This window comes from Rheinheimera sp. (assembly GCF_030824435.1).
Classification (GTDB): domain Bacteria; phylum Pseudomonadota; class Gammaproteobacteria; order Enterobacterales; family Alteromonadaceae; genus Pararheinheimera.
This window is the reverse complement of sequence record NZ_JAVBXS010000084.1, coordinates 1-24,619: the sequence shown is the minus strand read 5'-3', so window position 1 is coordinate 24,619 and position 24,619 is coordinate 1. Positions and strand designations below refer to the sequence as shown.

19 protein-coding genes and 1 riboswitch are annotated in these 24,619 nt (G+C 47.8%); of the genes, 7 read left to right on the top strand and 12 right to left on the bottom strand.

Annotated elements, in window-relative coordinates:
* The 3 genes from RCH83_RS14270 to RCH83_RS14260 form a co-directional block, all read right to left on the bottom strand.
* On the bottom strand, nucleotides 1-2,007 hold a 2,007-nt coding region (locus RCH83_RS14270; protein WP_306523262.1), incomplete at its 3' end, for an ATPase.
* Nucleotides 2,000-2,557: a hypothetical protein gene (locus RCH83_RS14265; RefSeq protein ID WP_306523260.1), complete on the bottom strand. Its 558-nt coding sequence runs from the start codon at nucleotides 2,555-2,557 to the stop codon at nucleotides 2,000-2,002. The genes RCH83_RS14270 and RCH83_RS14265, both read right to left, overlap by 8 nt.
* A 3-nt stretch (nucleotides 2,558-2,560) precedes the next feature.
* Nucleotides 2,561-3,805, bottom strand: a complete 1,245-nt coding sequence (locus tag RCH83_RS14260; protein WP_306523258.1) for a hypothetical protein — start codon at nucleotides 3,803-3,805, stop codon at nucleotides 2,561-2,563.
* A 140-nt stretch (nucleotides 3,806-3,945) separates the two neighbouring features.
* On the opposite strand from RCH83_RS14260, the gene nhaD reads away from it, so the two are divergent.
* Together nhaD and lysC are read left to right on the top strand one after the other, a co-directional pair.
* On the top strand, nucleotides 3,946-5,190 hold the full coding sequence (nhaD, locus tag RCH83_RS14255; RefSeq protein ID WP_306523256.1) for a sodium:proton antiporter NhaD: 1,245 nt from the start codon (nucleotides 3,946-3,948) through the stop codon (nucleotides 5,188-5,190).
* Nucleotides 5,191-5,390: 200 nt separating this feature from the next.
* A riboswitch (Lysine riboswitch) is annotated at nucleotides 5,391-5,562 on the top strand.
* A gap of 111 nt (nucleotides 5,563-5,673) precedes the next feature.
* On the top strand, nucleotides 5,674-7,065 hold the full coding sequence (lysC, locus tag RCH83_RS14250; protein ID WP_306523254.1) for a lysine-sensitive aspartokinase 3: 1,392 nt from the start codon (nucleotides 5,674-5,676) through the stop codon (nucleotides 7,063-7,065).
* A 121-nt stretch (nucleotides 7,066-7,186) separates the two neighbouring features.
* Here lysC and RCH83_RS14245 read toward each other — a convergent pair whose 3' ends face one another.
* The 7 genes from RCH83_RS14245 to RCH83_RS14215 all read right to left on the bottom strand — a co-directional run bounded on the left by RCH83_RS14245 (nucleotide 7,187) and on the right by RCH83_RS14215 (nucleotide 16,718).
* A complete protein-coding gene (locus tag RCH83_RS14245; protein WP_306523252.1) occupies nucleotides 7,187-8,029 on the bottom strand; it encodes an HDOD domain-containing protein in 843 nt (280 codons plus the stop codon).
* Between the two features lie 191 nt (nucleotides 8,030-8,220).
* On the bottom strand, nucleotides 8,221-8,727 hold the full coding sequence (locus RCH83_RS14240) for a DUF3087 family protein (RefSeq protein ID WP_306523250.1): 507 nt from the start codon (nucleotides 8,725-8,727) through the stop codon (nucleotides 8,221-8,223).
* Between the two features lie 277 nt (nucleotides 8,728-9,004).
* The gene (locus RCH83_RS14235; protein WP_306523248.1) at nucleotides 9,005-10,771 is read right to left on the bottom strand and encodes a DEAD/DEAH box helicase; all 1,767 of its coding nucleotides are present in this window, start codon (nucleotides 10,769-10,771) and stop codon (nucleotides 9,005-9,007) included.
* Nucleotides 10,772-10,893: 122 nt separating this feature from the next.
* Nucleotides 10,894-11,142: a DUF3862 domain-containing protein gene (locus RCH83_RS14230; RefSeq protein WP_306523246.1), complete on the bottom strand. Its 249-nt coding sequence runs from the start codon at nucleotides 11,140-11,142 to the stop codon at nucleotides 10,894-10,896.
* A gap of 30 nt (nucleotides 11,143-11,172) precedes the next feature.
* Nucleotides 11,173-12,321, bottom strand: a complete 1,149-nt coding sequence (locus RCH83_RS14225; protein WP_306523244.1) for a CsiV family protein — start codon at nucleotides 12,319-12,321, stop codon at nucleotides 11,173-11,175.
* A gap of 94 nt (nucleotides 12,322-12,415) precedes the next feature.
* The gene (gene mfd / locus RCH83_RS14220) at nucleotides 12,416-15,898 is read right to left on the bottom strand and encodes a transcription-repair coupling factor (RefSeq protein WP_306523242.1); all 3,483 of its coding nucleotides are present in this window, start codon (nucleotides 15,896-15,898) and stop codon (nucleotides 12,416-12,418) included.
* 172 nt (nucleotides 15,899-16,070) lie between these two features.
* The gene (locus RCH83_RS14215; protein WP_306523240.1) at nucleotides 16,071-16,718 is read right to left on the bottom strand and encodes a PilZ domain-containing protein; all 648 of its coding nucleotides are present in this window, start codon (nucleotides 16,716-16,718) and stop codon (nucleotides 16,071-16,073) included.
* 93 nt (nucleotides 16,719-16,811) lie between these two features.
* Between RCH83_RS14215 and RCH83_RS14210 the strand changes: the two genes are divergently transcribed.
* The 3 genes from RCH83_RS14210 to RCH83_RS14200 are packed head-to-tail and all read left to right on the top strand — an operon-like array spanning nucleotide 16,812 to nucleotide 19,932.
* On the top strand, nucleotides 16,812-18,023 hold the full coding sequence (locus tag RCH83_RS14210) for a lipoprotein-releasing ABC transporter permease subunit (RefSeq protein WP_306523238.1): 1,212 nt from the start codon (nucleotides 16,812-16,814) through the stop codon (nucleotides 18,021-18,023).
* 3 nt (nucleotides 18,024-18,026) lie between these two features.
* On the top strand, nucleotides 18,027-18,701 hold the full coding sequence (lolD, locus tag RCH83_RS14205) for a lipoprotein-releasing ABC transporter ATP-binding protein LolD (RefSeq protein WP_306523236.1): 675 nt from the start codon (nucleotides 18,027-18,029) through the stop codon (nucleotides 18,699-18,701).
* Nucleotides 18,673-19,932, top strand: coding sequence for a lipoprotein-releasing ABC transporter permease subunit (locus RCH83_RS14200; protein ID WP_306523234.1), 1,260 nt, complete (start codon nucleotides 18,673-18,675; stop codon nucleotides 19,930-19,932). Before lolD ends, RCH83_RS14200 begins: the two co-directional genes overlap by 29 nt.
* A 149-nt stretch (nucleotides 19,933-20,081) precedes the next feature.
* On the opposite strand, the gene RCH83_RS14195 is transcribed toward RCH83_RS14200, so the two are convergent.
* Together RCH83_RS14195 and RCH83_RS14190 are read right to left on the bottom strand one after the other, a co-directional pair.
* Nucleotides 20,082-20,594, bottom strand: coding sequence for a DUF2062 domain-containing protein (locus RCH83_RS14195; RefSeq protein ID WP_306523232.1), 513 nt, complete (start codon nucleotides 20,592-20,594; stop codon nucleotides 20,082-20,084).
* 86 nt (nucleotides 20,595-20,680) lie between these two features.
* Nucleotides 20,681-21,148, bottom strand: coding sequence for a DUF2062 domain-containing protein (locus RCH83_RS14190; RefSeq protein ID WP_306523230.1), 468 nt, complete (start codon nucleotides 21,146-21,148; stop codon nucleotides 20,681-20,683).
* A gap of 88 nt (nucleotides 21,149-21,236) precedes the next feature.
* On the opposite strand from RCH83_RS14190, the gene RCH83_RS14185 reads away from it, so the two are divergent.
* Complete coding sequence (locus RCH83_RS14185; protein WP_306523228.1) at nucleotides 21,237-23,588, top strand: DNA internalization-related competence protein ComEC/Rec2; 2,352 nt, start codon at nucleotides 21,237-21,239, stop codon at nucleotides 23,586-23,588.
* 33 nt (nucleotides 23,589-23,621) lie between these two features.
* A partial coding sequence (locus RCH83_RS14180) for an ABC transporter transmembrane domain-containing protein (protein ID WP_306523226.1) occupies nucleotides 23,622-24,619 on the top strand: 998 nt, incomplete at its 3' end.

The window sequence follows — 24,619 nt, the reverse complement described above, 5'->3', positions numbered from 1 at the left end:
TTCATCAGTTTCGGCTTCAAATTTGCTGATGCCGGCATTAAAAATAAACAAATAGGTATTTTTAATATTGATATCCAGAAGCTTCAGCTCATGACAATGTTTATTGTAAGAGCGCAGCTCGTCGGCCAGATTGTCGTATTCCAGATTAATTTCAATTGGATAAGGTGTGACGCGGCCGCTGTAAAAATCGAGCTGGAAATCAATACGTTCTTTTTTCTCGTGTTCAATACGCTCTAACTGGCGTTTGAGCTGATCCTGTTTATTGGTCACCAGATTACGCCTGTCCGACAAGCTGCTGGCTTTGTGCTGCACTTCGGCCAGTTGTTCGTGCAGAATTTCTTCTTCCCGGTCCAGCTCGTCGACTAAATCCTGCTGCTGCTCACGCAGTTCACGCATCTGCTCAAAACGCGCAAAACGTTTTAAATCTTCTTCCGCTTGCAGCATATCGGCGTATAAACGCTCTTTTTCGCGGGTTTTACCTGCTAAATCCTGAGCAACTTCTTCCTGCTGTTCCAGAGTCGCCAGGGTTAATTGCAAAGCTTCAATCTGCTCTTTCAGCTGAATTTTGCCTTCAACCCCCGTCATATCAGGGGCCGATAAATGCGCTAAATCAATAACAGCGCCTTTAAGGTGCAATTTACCCTGACGGAAACAATCAGCCAGTGCACTTAATTGTTCACCAAAAGCATCATCGTCAGTGATTTGTACATCACCGCCTGTTGCGGTTGAAAGCGACAATAAATCCGGGTTCAGCGCTTTAATCAGCTGCTGCACTTCAGGCAAAGACAAATCTTCGCGCAGCCGTGAATACAGGTTGTATTCCAGGTTTTTCAGCTGCAACTTTAAGCTTTTCAGCTGCTTTTGTGTTTGCGCTTGCTGATGCGCCAAAGTAGTGGGGTTTAAATTGGCCGCGCCTTGTAAACTGTGGCTGAGCGACTCATAACTCTGGCGGATATTGCTAAGGTTCGACTGCAAGGTGGCGAGGTTGGTCAGGCCAAAACGCAGCGCCAGGGTGTCGTGTTCACTAAACCATTGTTGCAGTTCAATTTTACGGCCAGACAGTTCTTTAATTTGCCCGACGTATAACCGCTGTTTTTCTTCCAGCTGACTTTTTTCGCGGTGCAGCTCTTCGAGGTTGCCGGAAAGTTCGCCTTGTTGATCTTCTAAATAACTCTGAAACTCCACCAAAGCTTTATCAAGTTTTGGCGCATAAGCACCTAAACGGCCTTTGAGTACAGCACGGTTATCCAGCAGGTTTTCCAGTGCTTCCACTGCTTGTTGCTGGTTTTCCAAAGCTTTCAGCTCGCGCCTGTCGCGGTTTACTTTTTCAAAGGCATTATGCCAGACGGTATAAAAATCGACTTTCGGGTCGCTTAAATGGCGGGCAAATACTGGCAACAATAGCCGTTTGACGTCCTGCGCCGTTAAGCGGTGCAGGTTTAAAATCCGGCGGAAAATATCTTTATAAACAGGCGCATCGCTAACATTGGTCAGCGGGATCATGCGAAGATTAATTTTGCTGTCATAAGGGGTGGCGCCGCCTGTGAGTAGCGCGTTTAGCTCAGCAGGTTTAAGCTCCAGCGGGTCAAAACCCAGCTCACGCAGATGATGATCCAGCTTGTTGTACTTCACAATGCTGTTATTCACCAGATAGTGGTCCAGGTTCAGTTTGCCGTTATAACAAAAATACTGGTACTGATAACCGGCAATTTTGCCAAGGCCAGCCACACCAATCACCACAGGACCGTTGGGCAAATTGGCTTCCAGCAGAATGTAACTTTGGTCTGTGCCAAAATAAAATTTGCGGGTTTCGTCTAAATCGTGGCCGTCCCATTCGGTTAAACGTAAATCGTTAATCAGCGGAAACTGTAAAGCGTTAATCACCGAACTTTTACCGGTGTTGTTTGGCGCGCAAATCGACGCGGCGTCGTCCAGCGGGATCACACACTTGGCGTAACCTGCGGTATTTAATAAAGCGAGCTTGGTTAAGCCGTATAACTCAGACATCGGCCTGCTCCTCTGTATTGGTTTCTTCGGTCAGCTGATCAACCGCCATTAAGGCATCAAGGTAGCGGTAAATGGGGGAGAGCAGTTTAAATTGTTCACCCTGGGCTTTGGCAAAACCGTAACGTAACATCCGGTTCATCACTTCACGTTTGAGGTCGGTGGCTGAATAAACTTCCAGCTGCTCAAATAAGTGATATTGCTGCTGCAAAATGCTGGCAAGAATTTCATGACTGATTTCTTCTTCAAACATCACCCGCAGTGGGTCCTGACCTTTATCGGCAAAAAACTCCACTAAAGCATAAGTGGTCAGCGCAAATAACCGGGAAATTTTGCCCATATTGACTGTGGCATCGTCCACTTCAAAATGGAAAAAACCACGGCTGTCGCGTTTCAGTTGATTACCCAAAGCGGTAAATAACGCGCTGTAAGCATCTTCGTTGTTGTCGAGCTCTTGCCAGAGGGCAAAATCCTGCTCGCTGATATGAAAACCTGTGCTGAGTTTTTTATGAATTTCAGCAAGTTGGCTCAGTTGTTCCAGTTCAATCTGCATCAGTTATGTTCCTGACTGTGCTGTAGGGGCAAAAGGGTGGAGCTTCAGGCGGTAACCATTCACTTCAAGTTCGGTTAACTGCTCTAAATGTTGTAGTTTCAGGCTTGGAGCGCGGCTAAGTTCCTGATACAAAAATAACATTTCATCAACCGGCAACTGCGGGTAACTTTTGGCAAGCCATAAAGACAAATCGGTATTGGCTTTTTGTGTGCGGGCAAATTTCAGCACATCAGCCAGCTCAGGCACCCGGATATTGTGATGTGCGGCCTGGTCAACCTGCTGTGGCATCTGGTAATTGTCGTCCTGATAATCCACCAGTTCTGCCATATAACTGGTGATTTGATTGGCCGAACCCAGGCTGAATTTCTGATGATCTGAGCTGAATTTGGGCACTAATTGCTCAAGCGTTGGCTCCAGACCTTTTTTACGCAAAAGTGCCAATAAAGCGCTGGCGTTACGTGACAACAAAGTATTTTTACGCAGCTCTTCGCGAAGTGGCATCAGCACGTCTGTGCTGCGAATCAGCGACTCACGACCCAGCTGGTTCATTTCCAGCAAACGGGTGCGCAGCTGCACTAAAGGTTCTTTTTCGCCCTGTAAAAAGCCGGTTTGTTCAATATGGATAATGAGATCGCTGAGCAGCAATTCCAAAGCGCCAATGCTGTGCTGGAAAGGGCCATTGATATCAATCATTTGCAATACAGGCTCTATGTATTCATCAAAAGCTTCCATTACAGCGCTGTATCTTTTCGCCAGACTTAATTTGCTTTCGTCGGCTTTGGCCTGTTCAACCAAATGCAAAATGGCACTTTCGTTTTTACGAAAGTGTTTCACCACTTCACGCACCCGCTCATCCATTAACCTGATAAAACGGCGCATTTCGCTGACATCTTTACCGTCGGCGGCGGTTTTTAGTTTGCCACGCAGCCGGTCTAAATCTTCAATGCGGCTTTGAATATCACCGACAGTACCGAGTTGATGCTCCTGAATAAGGAACTGAATAAATTCAAGCACAGCACGGTTCAGTTCCAACTGGCTGGATTTGGCCAGTGGAATCAATACTTCCTGTTGCAACAACCTTTGCGCTTCACGAAACACCTGTTCGCTGCTCAAGCCTGGGTTATGGCGCTGAATAAGTGCCTGTACATCCTGAAAACTAAAACTGCCAAGCGCACTTCTGCTGACCAGTGTTTCCAGAACAGGCCAATGCTCATCGAGGCATTTAATGACTTTTTTTGCTGATAGCATGAACTCGTAACTTTTTGTTAAAAAATTAAGGGGTATAGACCAATGTATGCCCAGATGTGGATGGTGATAAATGCCTGACGGTGCTAGAATGCCGCCCCGCAAATTGGCCACTTCCACTGTCTACAACCTGGTGAAAATATATGTTAACAGCCGTAATACTGGGCTTGGTTGCCCTAGCTTTTGTGCTCATCGTTATAGAGGATATTATCCACGTAAACAAGGCAAAAACGACACTTTTTTTCGGTACTCTGTGCTGGATTTTAGCATTTATTTTTCCAATGCATGGTGCTACAAGTGCCGAAATTGGCGAGCAACTGAACCATAACTTGTTAGAAATAGCCACTTTGTGGTTATTTTTGATGTCAACTATGACTTTTGTTGCTTATCTCAACAGCAAAGGTTTTATTTCACAGATGGTGCAACGCATGTTGCCGTCAGAGTTATCGGAACGCCGGTTGATGTTTATTATCGCGGCTTTTGCTTTTGTGTTTTCCTCTTTTGCCGACAACGTCACGGCAACTCTGGTGTCCATTGCGGTGATTGCCAGCCTAAAAATGGACGTGAAAAAACGGATTAAATACGCAACCTTAATTATTTTTGCGGTCAATAGTGGTGGTGTGTCGCTGATCACTGGTGATGTGACCACCCTGATGTTTTTCTTAAGTGGCAAAGTAACCATTGCTAATCTGTTGTTATTGATTCTACCGGCATTTTTTGCCGTTGCCGTGCTGGCGATTTTGTTATCCCGTGGCATGAAAGACCGTATTGTGATTGAAAAATCAACCAAGCCTATCGAAAAAGCCGATGCCATTATTGCCGGTATTTTTGCTGCAACTATCGGCTCAACGCTGCTGCTGAATATTCTGTTCCAAATTCCACCTGTACTGACCTTCCTGTTTGGTCTTGGCATTATGTTTTTAAGTGCACAATATTTACTACGCAAAAAAGCCACCCAGAGCATTCTGAATTATGTGCGGGAAGTAGAATTTGAAACCCTGTTGTTTTTCTTAGGTGTGTTGTTGTTGGTTGGCATCCTCAAAGAAATTGGTTTCCTGAACAATTTCACTAATCTGTACAATGTGTTACCACCACTTCAGGCCAACTACCTGATGGGAATTTCCTCATCGCTAATCGACAACGTGCCATTAACGGCCGCGCTGTTAAAAGCAGATTTAACCATGACTGCGGCTGAGTGGTTATTGTTGACCTACGCAACTGGTGTTGGTGGTTCGATTTTAATTATTGGTTCAGCGGCCGGTATTATTGCCATGAGCAAAATTAAAGAACTGACTTTTGGCAGTTATTTTAAAATGGCCGGTTACCTGTTGTTTGCATATTCATTGGGTTACACCGGCGTGTACTTTTTTGGCCAGTTTGCCAGCTAAGATTATGTTTTAACTTGATAAAAAACGGCACTTTGGTGCCGTTTTTTATTGATGAACTGTGTGCATTTTTTTGTGAAAAGGTATGGGTTCCGGTTGTTGCAGGTTCTACATCTTTTGGCTTTGACTTTAGTCTGGACATCTAAAAGTCTGTTGCCTTTTGCAAAAAACTGCAGTATCTTGGCCGCGTCAATCATATCCGATAGACCAGAAGAGGAGCGTTCACCAGGTAGTTCAGGCTAGGTAGCTATAAACCTTAACCTGAATGATGGGGATGAACGCCGAGGACAAGATGCCGTAGCAACATCTTGTCCGGTCAAAAGGGCTGAATCCCTGCGACTGTCACCTGAAACCCGGTGGAGAGCTTCTGGCCTTTGTTCGTCTGCAATCAGACAGCAAACAGCACAACTTTCTGCTGTGGGCTCTGTCTGATTGTTGTGCCGCAAATGCCATGCTCTGCTTATGTTTTTTATAAGGAGAGAAACCTTGTCAAATCTACAAAATTCCGGTGCTGCTGCACCACTCAGTCCTGTTTTGAACCAGAACCCGTTGATCGTTGCCAAATTTGGTGGCACCAGTGTGGCCGATTTTCCTGCGATGTCCCGTTGTGCCGATATTGTGCTGGCCGACCCCAGCATTAAATTAATTGTTGTCAGTGCCAGTTCCGGCGTTACTAACTTATTGGTCGACATAACCAAAGCTGCTGATGTGGCGGGCCGTGTAAGCCACTACGCTGGCGTAGAGCGTATTACCTACAATGTGCTGCAACAATTACAGCAACAACATTTAGTCGGTGCTGCCATAGAGCAGTTGCTGCTTGAGCTGAAAACCCTGTTAAATGCTGAGCGTGCTTTTACCGACGCTGAAAAAGATCTGGTGTTGTCTTTTGGCGAAAGATTAAGTTCAGTGTTGTTTGCTCAGGTGTTGGCCGAGCGGGGCGCAGCTGTCAGCAGTTTTGATGTACGCCGCGTGATGCGCACCGACAGCCGTTTTGGCAAAGGTGAACCACAAATTGATGTGATTGCAACTTTAACAGCGCAATATCTGCTGCCACTGCTGAATCAACAACTGATTGTTACCCAGGGTTTTATTGGTGCTGACGCAAAGGGCCAGACCACGACTTTAGGCCGTGGAGGTTCTGACTACAGCGCTGCTATTTTAGGTGAAGCGGTAGGCGCCCGTGTGGTGCAAATCTGGACTGATGTGGTTGGTATTTTTACCACAGATCCGAGACTCACCAGCGACGCCCGTTGTATTGCTGAAATCAGCTTTGATGAAGCAGCAGAGATGGCTACTTTTGGTGCCAAAGTATTGCATCCGGCCACCCTTATTCCGGCAATGCGGCAGAATATCCCGGTGTTTGTCGGCTCCAGCCGTGAACCGGACGCTGGTGGTACCTGGATTTCCAAACAAGTAGATACCAAACCCTCGTACCGTGCTATTGCGCTGCGTAAAGCCCAAACTTTAATTACGGTAAAAAGCCCGGCCATGTTGCACGCTGCAGGTTTTTTGGCGCGGGTGTTTGATATTTTAAGCCGTCATCAGATTTCGGTTGATTTGGTCACTACGTCTGAAATCAGTGTGGCTTTAACTTTGGATGATGCGCCAGGCAGTGCCTTTAGCAATTCGATTGAACCTGCGTTGGCTGAACTCAAAGCGTTTTCTGAAGTGACGGTGGAGCAGGATTTAAGCCTGATTGCTGTGATTGGTAACCATCTGCACAGCACCCGCGGTGTGACAGGCTCGTTATTTCAGGCGCTGGAGAAAATTAATATGCGGCTGATTTGCCATGGTGCCAGCAGGCACAACCTGTGTTTTTTGGTACAGGATCAGGAAGCGGCCACAGTGGTAAAAGAGTTACATCAGGCGTTGTTTTGACAGTAAGCTGACCATTAAAAAGGAAAAACCGCCAAAGGGCGGTTTTTTTCTGAAGTTATAAGATGTTCAGTAACAAAGCCACTTGTTGCTGCAATGCAGAAAGTAGCAGCCAGTGTGGTAACTAAGCAAATAACTGTTTGATATCGTTAAACTTGACGACGAAATCCGGTGAACGGTAAAAATCTGTTGAAGGGATCAGACCGATATCAACATAAGGTTTCAGCAGCTGTGGCATATCGCCTTCGCCGTGGAAGCGGTTTTGTTTGATAGCGGCAATACGGATAAAGTCGACATAAGAAGGGTGCGTCGGTTGATAGCCCGGTACATCCCACTGCTCAGCCACTTCGATCAGTTCGTTTGGGAAACCCCAGGTGCGCAAGATAGTGGCGCCGATTTTGCCGGAGATATTATTGATGGAATTTTTAATAAAGTTTTCGTCACCAAAAATATCCAATTGTTTTTCAGCTTCGGTCAAGATGGGCAAGGCACCAATATTGTGCACTAAACCCGCCAGCGTCATAGTATCGAAATTTAACGCCGGATTTTTAAAATTTGCATTGTGTTGCGCCATAGCTGTCAGCGCAAAAGCGGTCAACTCCAGCGTTTCAGCCCAGACTAAATCCATTTGTTTTTTAATAAAAGCAGTTTTGGAGACAAAAAGTTGCTCCATAGCCATCGAGGTCACGACGTTTTTAATATAACGCAGACCAATGCGGGTGGTGGCCTGATGGAGTGAGTTTACGTGCACACCACGACCAACAAAAGCACTATTAGCCACTTTCATAATGCGGGCTGACAACGCCGGATCATGCGAAATCATGTCGGCCATCTGGTTAAGGTTTACATTTGGGTCATCAGCCATCTTGCGGATTTTTAACGCGATTTCGGGCAGGCTGGGTAATACTAAACTATCGTTACGAATTTTTTCGACGAGAATGGTTAATAAGGCATTTTGCGCAGTCATATCAGAACCCTGTAACAGCTTGTTGTTATGTGTGAGGAAAAGCAGTTGTTTGATTATTGTCTATTCCGTATTGCTTTCACAGCACTGTGACTAAAAAAACTGCGCTGGCGAAAGATTATTTTTATATTCTGGAACAGGTAGTTAAGTTCGAAATTTTTATTTTACTTTTGTTCCGAAAACCATTTAGGTTTTCAGAATTTATCCAGCAGACTACGTTGGTACTGACTTGGGTCCAGCTTTAGACCAGCCTGACGGATTTTGTCTTCCAGTTGAATAAGCTCAAGTTCCAGCTCCTGCAGATTCAGCACATTATCGTCCAGTTGCCATAACTGCCGTGAGCCATGGTAGTTATATAACATGATGATCATGGCATCGACATTACCGCTGTTGATGGCTTGTTTGAGGTGGGTCAACTTGCGGTTGATCTGGTTCAGTTCCTGTTTTAAATCCCAGACATAAGCGACTTCATAAAAATAAGCAGAGTGTTTTAATTTTTTTAAGCAGGCAGCCGCTATTAAACCACCAGTACTGACACCAAGCAGATTCCAGACAAAGTTATCACCTTCAGGGCCACCCAAATAATGGATCAGCACACTGGATATACCCACACCCAGTGCCGCAAATACCGCAATGGCCATCACGATAATGACGTTGAGGTGACTGCGGTAGGTATCTTTGTTGATGTCTTTAATTTGCATAACAGGTGTGCATCCAGAGCTCAGTTGTTGATCTGCAGGCAGGGCAACAAGCCAACTGCATAAAGTATGCGATAAGACAGCAGCGAGGTTGGCTCAGAAGCAGGCTGATGACCGGACATCGGTTGGTGGTTCAAGGCGCAAAGCAAAAAACGACCTGACAACATGCTGTGTTCCTTCACTGCTGATAGGGAGTTTCATTTTTGCTTAACTAACCGCCATTGTAAAGCAATGCTTTGGGGATTAATTTTAAAAAACAACACTTTGCAGCTGAGTGTTTTCAGCCTGAATTGCTCAAAGCACCCTCTGTTGTCTGCTGCTCAGACAAGGCAAATAACTTATCGCGCAGCCGCCAGAACCGGCCATCTTTGCGGGCAATAACGGCTGCGGGCGCTTGTAATCTGTGGACTTGCGCCAGAATTGCTTTGACCGAGCTGACATCAAAAGGGCGATGGCGGTCAGTTAAATGCGGCGGCACAAAAATGCGGCCAAAGCGCTGGCGCTGCGCTTTGCTGGCCAGAGGCCAGAATTCATGTAGCTGTTGGCCTTGAGCGTCGATATAACTGACTTTTAATCTGCTTTGCCCTTTGTTGTCTTGTTGAGCTGCCAGCTGCAGTGTGACAGGGTAGAGGATCAATGCATCTTTAAGTTTCAGCGCTTCCTGCAATTTTTTATCAGGGTCCACCAGCACAGTCTGGCACTGGTTACATTGTCTGGCCGCTATATCCTGATCGGCGCCACATTCCGGGCAAAACTTGGCTTTAAAACGGTAACCACAAGGCTGAATATGATGTAAATCACTGCGATCAAAACCCTGACAACGACGGCCATAATGTTCCAGCACCAGACCATTGACGTCGGTTTTGCCCCAGAAGGTATTGGCAAAATTGCATAAAGGGCAGGGAACAGTCACCAGCTCAGCACCAGAAACGGGCGGCGGTGTGCCCACTTCCGGTAAATGTAAGTCGTACATATTGCCGGCATAATCCAGCACCAGACAGTCGGTTTTGCCGGGCGCTAAACGCAAACCGCGGCCGACAATCTGCTGATACAAACTGACAGACTCTGTTGGCCTGAGCACTGCAATTAAATCAACATGAGGGGCGTCAAAACCTGTGGTCAGCACAGCCACATTCACCAGATATTTCAGCTGTTGGTTTTTAAAGGCCTGAATAATAGCCTGGCGTTCACTGGCGGGTGTTGAGGCTAAAATCAGCGCCGCCTGATCAGCGGGCAGATAAGACAACACTTCACGGGCATGATTGCTGGTGGCGGCAAAAATCATCACGCCTTTGCGCTCTTTGGCGTAATGTTTGACCTGGTCAATAATTTGTGGGGTCACTCTTTTGGCGCTGTTAATAACAGCCGCCAGTTCATCTTCGCGAAAATAACCGGCAGCCGTTGGTTTTAAACCGGAAAAATCGTAACTCAGAAGTGGGGCATCCAGAACTTTGGCTGGTGTTAAATACTGTTGCTCCAGCAAATAACGCAAAGGCAGTTCAAAAATGCAAAATTTAAAAAAACGCGGTTCGTCACTGCGCACCAAACCGCGGCTATGGTACTGATAAATAAAGCCTTGACCAAGCCGATAAGGGGTGGCTGTTAACCCCAGAATTTTAATACCCGGGTTTTGTTCACGCAGGTGACTGATGACCTGGCGATAACTGCTGTTATCGTCGTCCGGCACCCTGTGGCATTCGTCAATCACCAATAAACTAAAACTGGCACTAAAATCGCTGAGATTACGCGCCACCGACTGAATAGACGCAAACACCACCTGACTGTCGGTTTCTTTACGTCCCAATCCCGCCGCATAAATGCTGGCGGTCAGGCCATATTGTTGATATTTACTATGATTTTGCTCAACCAGCTCTTTCACATGCGCCAGCACCAACACCCGGCCGCGCGCAATACGGGCCAGTTCAGCAATCACTAAACTTTTACCTGCGCCTGTAGGCAATACCACCACTGCGGGCTCAGCAAAAGCGCGGAAATAATGTAACACCGCCTGTACTGTTTGTTGCTGATAATCCCGCAGCTGGTACATAACAATCTGCTTCACAAAGGCTGGTTAAAATTGGGGTCGGCAAGCCGGGGAAAAGGCAGTGGAACAGTCCGGCGCTTCTTATTGCTTGCGCTCCAGACTGCATAACACTGCCTGACAACCTGTTAGTTCAGGCCTTTGTGGCTGAATAACATGGCTTTTTCTGCCAGGAAAGCGGCTTTAATTTGTTTGTTGTCATCACCCCAGACACAACTACGGGTGCCAAGCGCTTCTTCACAGCTAGCTGGCTCGCCAATCAGCGCCGTGACTTCGTTGTAGGTCATGCCGGTTTTTAACTGCTGGTAGTTTTCCATCGATAATTTGCTACAGGCAGCCAGGCTGAATAACAGTGCGATAGTGAGTAATTTTTTCATGGATATTCCTTTTAACCGAAGTTTTATTGTTTAAGGGGTAGTGACCGGGGCTATGTCCGGTGTGATGTCCGGTGTTAAGTCCGGTGTTGCCATAGGTGGTGTAAAACGGCGGATTTGCAGGATCAAACCAAGATGCGGATGGTCCAGATAATGCAGATTGCCAATTAACAACCGGGTTTGTTCTTTGCTGTGGAAACTTTGTAACTGGCTGCCGTCAGCCGATAATTTACGTAAATTAAATTCAGTTTCGGCAAACAACATACGTTCACTGTAGAGCCTGATTAAACCATCCAGTTGCCAGACAGCACCGGCTGCAACAGCCTGATGCTGTAACAGCGGGTCGCTTTGCAAAGGCTGTTTAGGTTGACGTTGTAGTTGTTGCTCTAATAACTGAATTTGACTGGTTAATCTTTGCTCCTGGCTGTGGGTCAAATCAGGTTGGCTGGCTTTGGCACGGCCAAAATAATCAAAACTCTGCGCAAAATTACGACCGCCAAACCAGCGGCTTGGCACCGACTGACGTTTGGTGCCTAGTTGCTGACGCCACACCGTATGCAGCAATAACTGATGGCCGGCACGGTGTTTCAGCTGATATGCCAGGTCGTTCAGCGCCAGCGCAGTTTCAGGCGCCAGATAGATGCTGTTCTGATGTGTATCGCTGCCAGCCGGTGTTAACGGCGCTGCTTGTGGCGCTGCCAGCAGCGGCGGCTGCATTAACTGATAATCGGGTTCTTTGTCAGCACCGGTAGTTGAGGTCAAAGGACAAAGTTGTGGCAGTTCAAAAGTTGCAGTTAAATTCAGGCTGCTCTGGTTTTGCCTGAAGCTAAAATCGGCCAGAGATGCCTCATCAACAATAAAAAGCGGTGTTGTTGCTGTTTGTATATCAAGTTGTAACGTTGGCTCTGTCTCAAGTCCTGCCGTATTGGTTTGACAACCAGGCAGAGCTGTTGCCAAAGCGGTTAAATCCGGTTGATACAAAGGGCTTAACAAGTCGACTGCACCAGCAACATTAATTGGCGTGACTTGTGGTGGAAACTTTTCCAATAAAGCTTGTAACTCATCGCGGCTAAAAGCCAACAATTCAATTTCAAACCAGGAGCTTTCAATACTCTGGGCTTTGGCAGGTGCTGTGCCTGTTGCACTCAGCAACATCAGGCTGAGCAGCGCAAATTTTTTCATTGTTGCTGTTTCCAGGTTCACTATGTTGAATGTCGTTAAAAATTAACTTGCTGTTTAAAGGCGGGGCTTTTACAAAAGCCCCGGCAATTTTACCTTAACGGGTTTTACCCGCAGTGCCTTTTGTTTGCATATCTTCAAGTAAGGCTCTGACCAGCTCCAGCCGCTCCTGACTGGTGTTGGTGGTGATACTGAATTTCAGTTTATTGCCACCCTCGAGTTTATAAATGCGCGATTGGGTTTGAATTAACTGAATAATATAAACCGGCTGTACCTGAGTGCGTTCGGCAAATTCAACGGTGCCACCTTTGGGGTTTACTTCCAGCCGTTTAATACCAAGTGCCTGCGCTTGCTGTTTAAAGCGGGTCACAGCCACTAAGTTTTTGGCGGCATCCGGCAATAAACCAAAACGGTCAATTAGCTCTACCTGAATTTCATCCAGTTCTTCGTTGTCGCGGCTACTGGCCAGACGTTTGTAGAATGATAACCTTAAGCTGACATCCGGAATATAACTATCCGGCAGTAAAGCCGGAATTTTCATATCAAGCTCAGACTGACTGCTTAGCATCATATCGAGGCTGGGTTCACGGCCATCTTTTAATGCCTGTACTGCTTCTTCCAGCATTTCCATATACAAAGTAAAACCAATGGACTCAATCTGACCACTTTGGTCATCACCCAACAATTCACCGGCACCGCGAATTTCCAAATCGTGACTGGCAAGCGCAAAACCGGCGCCTAAATCTTCCAGTGCTGAAATAGCTTCCAGCCGTTTTTGTGCGTCGCTGGTTAAACGTTTGGGTGGTGGCGTTAATAAATAGGCATAAGCCTGATGGTGCGAACGACCCACGCGGCCACGTAGCTGGTGCAACTGTGCCAGACCAAAGTTATCTGCCCGCTGAATAATAATGGTATTGGCGGTGGGCACGTCTATGCCGGTTTCAATAATGGTGGAGCACAGCAGCAGGTTAAAACGCTGGTGATAAAAGTCCGCCATAATGCGTTCCAGCTCACGCTCCGGCATCTGGCCGTGGGCTATGCCTATCAGTGCTTCGGGCAATAATTCAGCTAAATCGGCGGCGGTTTTTTCAATACTGGCGACGTCATTGTGCAGATAATACACCTGACCACCGCGCATAATTTCCCGCAGTACCGCTTCGCGGATAAGGCCAGGTTCGTTTTCCCGCACAAAAGTTTTGACTGCCAGCCGTTTGGCCGGTGGTGTGGCAATAATAGAGAGATCGCGCATGCCGGATAACGACATATTTAAAGTACGTGGAATAGGAGTGGCGGTCAGCGTCAGAATATCAATATTGGCTCTGAGCGCTTTGATTTTTTCTTTCTGGCGTACGCCAAACCTATGTTCTTCATCCACGATCAAAAGCCCGAGTTCACGGAATTTAATATCGTCTTGTAACAGCTTATGGGTACCAATCAGAATATCCACTTTGCCGGCTTCGACGTCGGCCAGAATGGCTTTTTGTTCTTTGGCGCTGATAAAACGCGACAACACTTCCACTCTGACTGGCCAGTTGGCAAAACGGTCGCGAAAGTTCTCAAAATGTTGTTGTGCAAGCAAAGTGGTGGGCACCAGAATGGCCACCTGATGGCCGTCATCAACAGCGACAAAAGCTGCACGCATCGCCACTTCGGTTTTACCAAAACCAACATCACCACAAACCAGCCGGTCCATCGCCTGAGGTTGTTGCATATCTTTCAGTACTGCGGCGATAGAGTCTTGTTGATCGGCGGTTTCTTCAAAGGGGAAACCATCGGCAAACTTCTGATAACTTTCATCATTAATTTTAAAGGCGTAACCTTTTTGCGCGGCGCGCATGGCGTATACATCCAGCAGTTCCGCCGCCACATCGCGGATTTTTTCCGCCGCTTTACGCCGGGCTTTTTCCCACTGGTCGTTGCCAAGTTTATGCAAAGGCGCGTGTTCGGCATCTGCACCTGAATAGCGGCTCAGCAAATGTAAACTCGACACCGGCACATAAAGTTTGCTGCCGCCGGCATATTCAATAGTGACAAATTCAGCGCTGATACCAGCCGCTTCCAGCACCTGCAAACCCTGATAACGGCCAACACCATGTTGCAGATGCACCACAGGACCGCCAGGGTTTAATTCCGCCAGATTGCGGATAATGGTGTCGCTGGACACCTGCTGGCTGTGTTTACGCCGCCGGCGCTGGCTGATTTTCTGGCCGAATAATTCGTTTTCGCTGATAATCGCAATATTGGCGCCGTCCAGCAGCCAGACCCCTTGCTCCAGCGCACCTATGGCAATGGCAACATCTTCGTTGCTTTGTATAAACTGTTGAAAACCAGCCACTTGTGGTACACGAATGCCGGCTTTTTGCAACAATTGCAGCAGACTTTCGCGCCGGCCTTCAGACTCCACCCAAAACAGGCAACGGCCTTTTAGTTGTTTTTGTTGCAGCATAAAATCGCGCAGCAGTGCTAAAGGCTCGGCCAGCTGATGATTGACCGTTAAGTCGGGCAGAAGCTTGGCTTTGAGGTTGGCCACACCGGCTTTGTTTGGCAATTCAGCACGCGATAACCGCAGTCTGGGCCTGGGTTTAAGCTCAGCAAAAAGTTCTTCAACCGGAAAATACAACTGCGTTGGTTTTAAAATAGGCCTTAATAAATCAATGGCCCTGTCCTGATAACGCCGCTCCACGTCCTGCCAGAACCGCTGCGCTGCGGCTTCAATATCGCCCAGTTGCAGTACCACAGTGTGGTGTTGGAAATAACTCAATAACGACACTGTGCCTGGTGCAAACAGCGGCAGGTAATATTCAATACCGGCCGGCAATAAACCCTGACTGACCTGCTGATACAAAGATTCTTTTTCGTTACGCGCCGGAAACAGCTCACGGTAGCGACTGCGAAAACGTTCAATGGCGGTTTTATCCAGCGGAAACTCGTGGGCTGGCAACAATTCGACTTGTTGTACCTTGTCTACTGTGCGTTGGTTGTCCGGGTCAAAGGTGCGTAAGCCGTCTATTTCATCATCAAGAAAATCAATACGATAAGGCAGGTTGCTGCCCATAGGGTACAAGTCAAGCAATGAGCCGCGCACAGAAAACTCACCGTGCTCCATCACCTGATCCACAGCTCTGTAACCCACTTGCGCCAGCTGGCGTTTTAAGCTGGTTAAATCCAAAGTCTGGCCTTGTTTTAAAATCAGACTTTGTTGTTGCAGATGGCTTTGTTCACAAAGCCGCAGCATCAAAGTGCTGACCGGCACTATCACTAAACCCTGATTTAAGGTGGACAGCTGATACAAGGTACGCAGACGCTGCGAAATAATATCCTGATGCGGCGAAAATACGTCATAAGGCAAAGTTTCCCAGTCGGGAAAACTATAGATGTTCTGGCTATCGCCTAAAAATACCGTCAGCTCTTGCTCAATGCGCAGTGCTGTTGGGGTGTCAGGCACCACCAGCAAATACAAACCACCATGCCCGCGCATTAACTCGCTTAAAGCCAGAGGTAAAGCTGCACCAGACAAATTGCCCAGTTGTTTTAAATCCTGCGGCCCTGTTGGCAGCGGCAACGTTAAATTCAGACGCATTACAAACCCCGCCACAGCAGTATCGTCAATGGATGCTGGCTGCGGTTAAAACAAAAATTAACACTGAAAAATGCCGGGCAATCTGTGCCCTTTTTTAAATTGTGTAACAGTCAAGAAGTTGCTGTGTTGAGCACAACAGCGATTTTTCCAGACGAAAAAAACAAAACAACAGTTAGTCTTTTTCCCGCAACTGACGTTGCTGCGCTTTACGTTTTAGTTGTCTTGATTGTTCATGCAGACTGGCGCGTACTAAAGTTTCACGGTCTTCATCGCGAATACGGCTGACTACCGCCTTGATCATAAACTGGCTATTGTTGACCAGAGCTGTATCTGAACCGGTATAGGTGTTCAGGTCGGCGGGTATTAAGGTTGACTCCAGCACTGTTGCCAAAAAATACACTGCGCCGTCGCTGCCATTTAAAAATAATTTTACTTCCAGCGTCTGACCGGCCGTCAGATCAGTGTTGCTGATAAAATTCAACGCTGAACCGCCAAAACTATGAGTATGCTGACGATACGTCGGATCGTCTTGTTGGATCAGTAGATACCGCATCATCATATCGAGTTTTTTTGCCTGAGCACGCAGGTAAACTGCCAGCTCCTCGGCCAAATCGCCTAGTTTTGCCAGAGATTTAAGGGCAGAACGGTCCAGCACCGCTTGTTCACTGGCCATCAGAAAAGGTTCAGGGATCATCGTTAAAAAGCTGTCTTCATCCGGCAACACCTGTGGCAACGGCTTGATATTGGCAACCACAGACTGTTCTATGGAGAAATAGTCATGATATTGCACGCGCAGCAGCTCAAGTTGGGACTGATCCATGGATTACCTCGGCAGGTGGCTTGTAAGCGCCACTGTTTATCTCTATGATCCCGCTACTTTATCATTATCATTCAATGAAGTCCTGAGAAAAGGATGCAACTACCAATCCCACTTTTTATCGGCCTACGTTATAGCCAAAGCCGCAAAGGTCACGCCTTTTTATCTTTTATTACCTTGTTTTCTGTCACCGGTATTTTTTTGGGGGTGATGGCGCTGACGCTGGTGAGCTCAGTAATGAATGGTTTTGAAGGTGAGCTGAAAAAACGCATTTTGGGTGTGTTACCTCATCTGGTGGTTTCCACCGAAAAATCAAGCAACCAATCAACCAACAATAGCTGGCCCGACACTTTAAAAGCGCAGGATAGCCGTATTGGTCAGGTAAGCCCTTTTGCACAATCTGAAGCTTTGATCCAATCCAGTAAACAGCTGACCGGCGCATTATTACAAGGTGTTTCGGTGGATGCTTTGCCACAATTTTTGCGTGATTCGTTGCAAATTGGCGACTGGCAGGACTTTGGTCAAAGCCGCTATCAGGTGATCTTAGGTTCGGCCCTTGCCGATAAACTGCGGGTGCAGGTCGGCCAAAAAGTGCGGTTGTTATTGCCATCGGGCGGCAATTACACCCCTATGGGCTGGATGCCAAGGCAAAGAGTGTTTACTGTGGCCGGTATTTTTGACAGTGGCTCTGAAGTGGACAAAGTGGTGGCTGTGGTGCTGTTGACTGATTTACAAAAGCTGGCGCCTAAACCTGTGCAGGAATGGCGGTTAAGTTTAACTGACCCCTTCAGCTCTGTTGCCATAGCGCCCAAACTGCAGCAGCTACCTGGTGTCACTCAGGTGGTGGACTGGCGGGTCAGTCATGGCAAGTTGTTTGCTGCAGTTGCGATGGAAAAAGCCATGATGTGGCTGATGTTATTACTGATAGTGGCAGTGGCGGCTTTTAACATAGTGTCAGCGCTGGTGATGATGGTCACCGATAAACAACGTGAAGTCGCCATTTTAAAAACTCAGGGCATGACCAATAGTCAGCTGTTTTTGGTGTTTGCGGTACAGGGCATGAGCCACGGTGTGGTGGGCGCTTTTGCCGGTGCTTTGGCTGGTGTGCTGCTTTGCTGGCAGCTCAATCCGCTGATGGCGTTGTTGGGTTTACAGCTTTTGCCAGGCATGGCGTTGCCTATTGATTTACAGCCGCTGCAGGTACTTTTTATTGTGTTGTCGGCTTTGCTGTTAACGGCGCTGGCGGTGATTTACCCGGCCTGGCGTGCTGTGCAAATTGACCCTGCCGAAATTTTACGGGATGAATAACTGATGTTGCGTTGTATTGATATTTGTAAAAGTTACCACGACGGCGGCCACGTCACGCCGGTGTTACATCAGGTCAATTTGTCGGTGCCAAGCCATCAGATGCTGGCCATAGTTGGCAGCTCAGGCTCTGGTAAAAGTACCTTGTTGCATATTCTCGGCACTTTAGACCAACCCGACAGTGGTGAACTGTGGCTCGCCAATCAAAAGGTGGCCACTTTAACTGCGGCTGAAAAAGCCAAATTACGCAATCAGCAGCTGGGTTTTATTTATCAGTTTCACCATCTGCTGATGGATTTTACTGCTCTTGAAAACGTGATGATGCCGCTGCTTATCCGCGGTGAACAAGCCAAAACCGCCAAACCGCAGGCAGAGCAGATGCTGGCACGGGTGGGGCTTGGCCATAGAGTTAGTCACAGACCAGGTGAGCTCAGTGGTGGTGAACGTCAGCGGGTGGCTATTGCCCGCGCTATGGTGGGTAAACCTGCGTTAGTGCTGGCCGATGAGCCAACCGGCAATCTGGATCATCAAACCGCTGAAAGTATCTACCAGCTGATGCGGGAGCTAAATCTGGAACTTGGCACCAGTTTTATTGTGGTAACCCACGACCAGCAACTGGCAAAAAGGCTAGACCGGCAGCTGTTTATGCAAGATGGTCGTTTGGGTGAACTTCGTGGCTAGTTTGTCATGGCAATTGGCGGGCCGTTATCGCCATACCCGCAATAGCAGCGCTTTTATCCGGTTTATTTCGGCATCTTCTACCTGGGGTATAGGCCTTGGCGTGGCCATTCTGATTTTGGCTTTGTCGGTGATGAATGGTTTTGAAGCCGCATTAAAAAACAAATTATTGTCGGTGATCCCGCATGTTGAGCTGCTGGCGGTGGATAAACCCATCAATAACTGGCAACCCAAACTGGCGCAGCTGGTGAAAACGCCGGGTGTCCTGGCTGGTGCGCCTTTTATTCAGTCGGACGGTATGTTACGTCTTGGCAGTAAAGTCAAAGCCGCTTCGGTGCGCGGTATTGATGCTCAATTTGAACATGGCATCAGCAAACTGGGTGATTTTATTCAACAAGGTGAGCTTAAAAACCTCGGCTCCAGTCAGATTGTGTTAGGCCAGGGTATTGCCACTGAATTATCGGCCAAGGTAGGCGACACAGTACAACTGATGTTGCCGCAACTGTCGGAGCAAGGTGAGCTTGCCAGTCAGAAAAACGTCAGTTTAGAAATAGTGGCTATCGTTGGTATTGGCGGTCAGCTCGATTACCAGCAGGTGTGGGTCGATATCAACGCTTTGGGGGACTGGTTGTCGTTGCCACCCAATCAGGTGGAAGGTTTTGCTTTTAAAATTAACGACATTTTTCAAGCCGGTAATCTTGCGCGGGAACTTGGGAACCAGGCGGAAGATTATGTCTATATGCTGGACTGGTTTCGCACTCAGGGTCATTTATATCAGGACATTCAGATGGTGCGCAGCATTTTGTATCTGGTGCTGGCGCTGGTGATTGCCGTTGCTTGTTTTAACATTGTCGCCACTTTAGTGATGGCTGTGCGGGAAAAAGAAAGTGACATCGCCATTCTGCTGACCATGGGCACGCCCCCTAATGTAATAGTGCGCGCTTTTATGTGGTTAGGCTGGCTCAATGGCGTCAAAGGCACTGCTGTGGGCGCTTTGCTTGGCGTGATACTGGCCTGGCAAATCGAAAATATTTACGCTATTGCCGGTAAGCTGTTTGGGCTGCAATTGCTTGATCCAACAATTTATTTTATCGACTATTTACCATCAGAGCTGCATTGGCAGGATATCTGCCTGACTGTGGTGGTGGCTTTGTTGCTGAGTCTGCTCGCCACTTTATATCCGGCATCAAGGGCGGCTAAAGTAGAGCCTGCGCGGGTATTGGGGCAACGTTAAAGTGGGTGTAAATAAGCCAGAAACAAAGTAGAAACAAGGGTGAGGCAAGGTGGCCTGTAAGGCTGCCGCTGAACAAAACATTGTTAAAGCCTGTTCAAAAAATAGGCGCTGAAAGCTGTTTTGCAATAAATCGGGTAAAGTCAGGCGTTTTAACGCCTGAGGGCTCTTGCCCGCCAACGTTGTTGTATACGCAGGCGCCAGACCAGGTTCAGCAACAAAGCGCCAACAATGCCCAGTACTAACCCAAGTGTGATACTTCCCAATAACAGCGGCAAACCAATATCGGCCAGCTGCGCCCACAACCAGTCACTACTGAACTCAAATTGAATGTCTTTGGGCGCTGCGCCAAGCAGCCAGCTGCCCGCCTTGTAACCGGCATAAAAAATCGGTGCTATGGTCACGGGGTTATTCAACCACACCAGCGCTATGGTCAGCGGCAAATGCCCTCTTAACCAAATGGCCAAAAAAGCCGCCAATAACATTTGCACCGGTATAGGCAACATGGCGCAAAACAAACCAACAGCCACTGCAGCGCGGGCCGAGCGTCTGGATAAATGCCATAGCGATGGATTTTGCAAAGCAGGCCCAAACCTTTGTAATGATGGGTGTTGTTGCAGCTTGCTGCTGTCGGGAATAAACCTTTGGTACCAGGGTTTTGCCATAAACAGGCTCGTTGTTGTCCGAGTTTGTGCTCGTGTTTTGCAGTGCAGAGACTCAGCACCCGCTGAGTCTGGTGGTTTATAACTTGTTATTTATCTGCTTTGGCAGCGCGTTGCTCGGCGCGTTTACGCCAGGCTCTGGCTACACCCAAACGCCAGAAGGTATCAATAGTGAACCAGGACAACACCGACACAAAAGCGGCAAAAATAAAACTGCCAATTAAAAAGGGTTTGCCCACAGTACTGATACTTTCCATCAGCCATTCAGTGGTCACTTCAAAATGAATATCGTGCGCCGGCTGGCCTAAGACAAATGTTCCAATGTTGTAACAGATGTAAAAAATTGGTGCCATAGTAAAGGGGTTGGTGACCCAGCATAAAGCGACGGCGATTGGAATATTCACTCTGAACAAAATAGCCAAAGCTGCGGCGAGAATAGTTTGACCCGGCATCGGCATTAAAGCCGCAAACAAACCAGCCGCAAAGGCGCCGCGGGCAGAGCGGCGGTGCAAATGCCATAAGTTGCCATCATGCAGCAGCTTGCCGAAGATCTGCATCGATTGATGATTTTTGATCGAATCAGGATCTGGTAAGTATTTCTTAATAAAGTTTTTAGCCATTACAACTTATTTACCAAATATGAACATGGAATCATGGTGTCTGGGGATCCTGGCTGGCAGCCTTGGTGCTTTATTGTTACCTTCAATCCCGGACTGGTACTGGCCTTTGGCCCTGTTTATGCTCTGCGTCGCACTGCGAGGCTGGTTTGGGGCAGGTGTATGCCTGTATCTCACTAGCCTGAGTTTACAGCTGCACTGCTACAGCACGACCAGTCAGCAGATGCTGGCGCAGCATAGCACAATAGTGGCCGGAACTGTTGTCAGTATTCCACAGCACTATGACGGCGGCAGCAGGTTTATATTACAGCTCGATGAAACTGTAAAGGATAAAGCACAACAGGGCGCGGGTAGTCTGTTATTGGTGCGCTGGTATCAGGTGCCGGTTCAGTTGCAACAAGGGCAACGTTGGCAGCTGCCGGTAAAACTAAAGCTTATCAGAGGTTTAGCCAATCCAGGCGGCGGTTGGACTGAAGCGTCGGCTTTGGTTGCCGGTGTGGTAGCACAAGCAACTGTGTTGCCAGAGTCAGCTGCAGAAGTTTTATCTTCTGGTGTTGCAACACAACAACAATCGCGACCGGACGCCACTTTCCCACGACATTTGGCGGCCAATCCGCCGTCATTGCAATACCTCGGCGGCGACATCTCTATACGCCAGCAACTGCTCAATCAACTTGATTTTCAGCTGGCGGCTTTGCCCACCAAACCTTTGATGTTGGCATTAACGTTGGGCGAGCGGCCATTCTCCGACAGCCTTTGGCTTGGACTGCAGGCCACAGGGTTGGGGCACCTGATTTCTATTTCGGGTATGCATATCGCCCTGGTGTTTGGCTGGGTGTTATTAAGCCAAAGGCTCTTTGCCACTGTCGCCACACCTTGGATCTGGCGTTTTAGTCTGGCGCTTTGCACTGCATTGCTGGCTGCCTGGTTGTACAGCGCCATGGCAGGTTACGCCGTGCCAACAGTGCGGGCTTTATTGGCTTTGGTGCTGTTGGTGATACTTAGGTTATTGTGGCGGCGCGCCGGTGGCCGTCAGTTCAGTTTGCTGGTGGCGGCGCTGTTATTGTTGTGGCAGCCTTTCTGGTTGCTGAGTCTGAGTTTCTGGTTGTCTTTGTTGGCAGTAGCGCTGGTTTTTTATCTGAGCTGGCGTTATCCGAAGCCTGAAGGTGGGAAAGCGCTGTTTTGGGCATTTTTACGTTATCAGCTGATTTTTTCGTTATTGATGCTCCCGCTGGGTTTGTTATTTTTCCAGGGCATGGCACCTTTGTCTTTGTTATCCAATCTGTTATTTGTGCCCTGGTGCAGTCTGTTAGTTATCCCGTTGTTATTGCTTGTTTTTTTATTGCAGATTTTCTGTCCGTGGCCTTTAACCTTAGCCTGGCAAGGGGTGGATTTGTTGTTACAACCTTTGTTTTGGTGGTTGCACTATAGTGCACAAGCCAACTGGTGGTGGAGTTTGCCACAACCTTCGGTTTGGGTATCGTTGCTGCTGATGGCGGGTCTGATGTTGTTATTGTTACCTTGCCGGCGCCGTCAGTTACCGTTGCTGTGTCTGTTTTGTCTGCCTTTTTTGCTGGCATTAAGGCCAAAAGAGGCTGCGGTATTACATCTGATTGATGTAGGGCAAGGTACGGCCATCCTGTTGCAGCAGGGCAAACATGGCCTGCTGTATGATTTTGGCCCCAGATATGGTGCTTACAGTGCAACAGAAGCGCAGGTTTTGCCTTATTTGCGCTATCAGGGCATCCAGAAGCTGGATTATCTGCTGCTTAGTCATGACGACAGCGACCATAGTGGGCATCTGGCTTTGCTCAGGCAGGCGTACCCTGACGCCCAACTGGTGAGTGACGTCAAAAGGTTTTCACCCGAACTGAATTGCCGCCAGTTACCTTTGCAATGGCAGCATTTTTCGCTGCAGGTATTGTGGCCGCCAGGGCCTGTAGCCGCACCGGTAAAAAACGATCAGTCCTGTGTGGTTTGGCTGCAGATTTATGGCTGGAAAGTGCTGCTCAGTGGTGATATTGGCAGCAACACCGAAACCGGTTTGCTGGATTTGTATCCACAGCTGAAGGCCGATGTGCTGTTGTTGTCTCACCATGGCAGCCATGGTTCAAATAAACTTATTTATTTACAAAATCTTGCGCCAAAATTTGCGCTAAACAGCGCAGGTTTTGCCAATAGTTACCAACATCCGTCAGCACAGGTGCGGGCCCGTTTATCGTTGTTGCAAATTCCGCTGTATAACACGGCCGACACTGGTGCATTGCAGTTAACTTTAAGTACACAAGAGCTGCAGCTCGAGGCTGTGCGGCCGGGCCGGCTGGTAAAATGGCTGGAAAATCTGCCCTTTGCTGCTGAAACCGCAGCAACAACAAGGTAGAATGTTGCGGTCTTTCATTGTCAGGATGTCATTTTGTCAACACAACAGAGTTCTGCTTCTACCTTCCGGCGTCTGCTTGGTTACTTAAAACATTATCGTTTAGGCTTTCTGGTTGCCATTTTGGGCATGATTGGTTATGCCTCAGTGGACGTATTTTTTCTGTCGCAGTTTGACCAGTTTATTGACCGCGGTATCACAGAACGTGATATGAGTTACCTCGCCATGGCGCCTTTTGTGGTGATTTTATTATTTATCCTGCGCGGCATTTTTCATTTTGTCGCCACTTATTGCCTGAATTGGTCGGGCACTCATATTGTCAAAGATTTACGCCAGCAGCTGTTTGAAAAAATGTTGGCTTTGCCTGTCAGTTACCATGACAAACACTCTACAGGTGAGCTGATTTCCCGTATTACCTATGACGCCGAACAAATTAAACAAGCCTCCAGTAAAGCGCTGGTGGTGCTGATTCACGAAGGTGCTTTTGTCATTGGTTTGCTGGCGTTGATGTTTTACAACAGTTGGCAGTTATCGGCTATTTTTCTGATCATCGCGCCTGTAATTGCGGTGATAGTGTCGCATGTGTCACGCCGTTTCCGCCAAATCAGTAACAATATGCAAGGCGCTATGGGGCAGGTGACGTCAAGTGCAGAGCAGATGTTAAACGGTCATAAAGTTATTTTAGCTTTTGGTGGTAAAGCCTTAGAAGCTAAACGTTTTGCTGAAGTGAATAATTCCAATCGCCGGCTGGATGTCAAACTTGAAGCCACCAGAGCTTTAAGTGTGTCAGTCATTCAAATCATCGCTTCTTTTGCTTTGGCTTTTGTGATTTATCTGGCGAGCTTCCCTGAGATGTTAGATGCGTTAACGCCAGGCATGTTTACCGAAATTATCACTTCAATGATGTTGTTGTTAAAACCATTAAAACAATTAACCACAGTTAACAGCGATTTCCAAAAAGGCATGGCGGCAGCAGCAACGGTATTTTCAGTGCTGGATGAAAAACCTGAGCAGGATACCGGAACCCATGAACT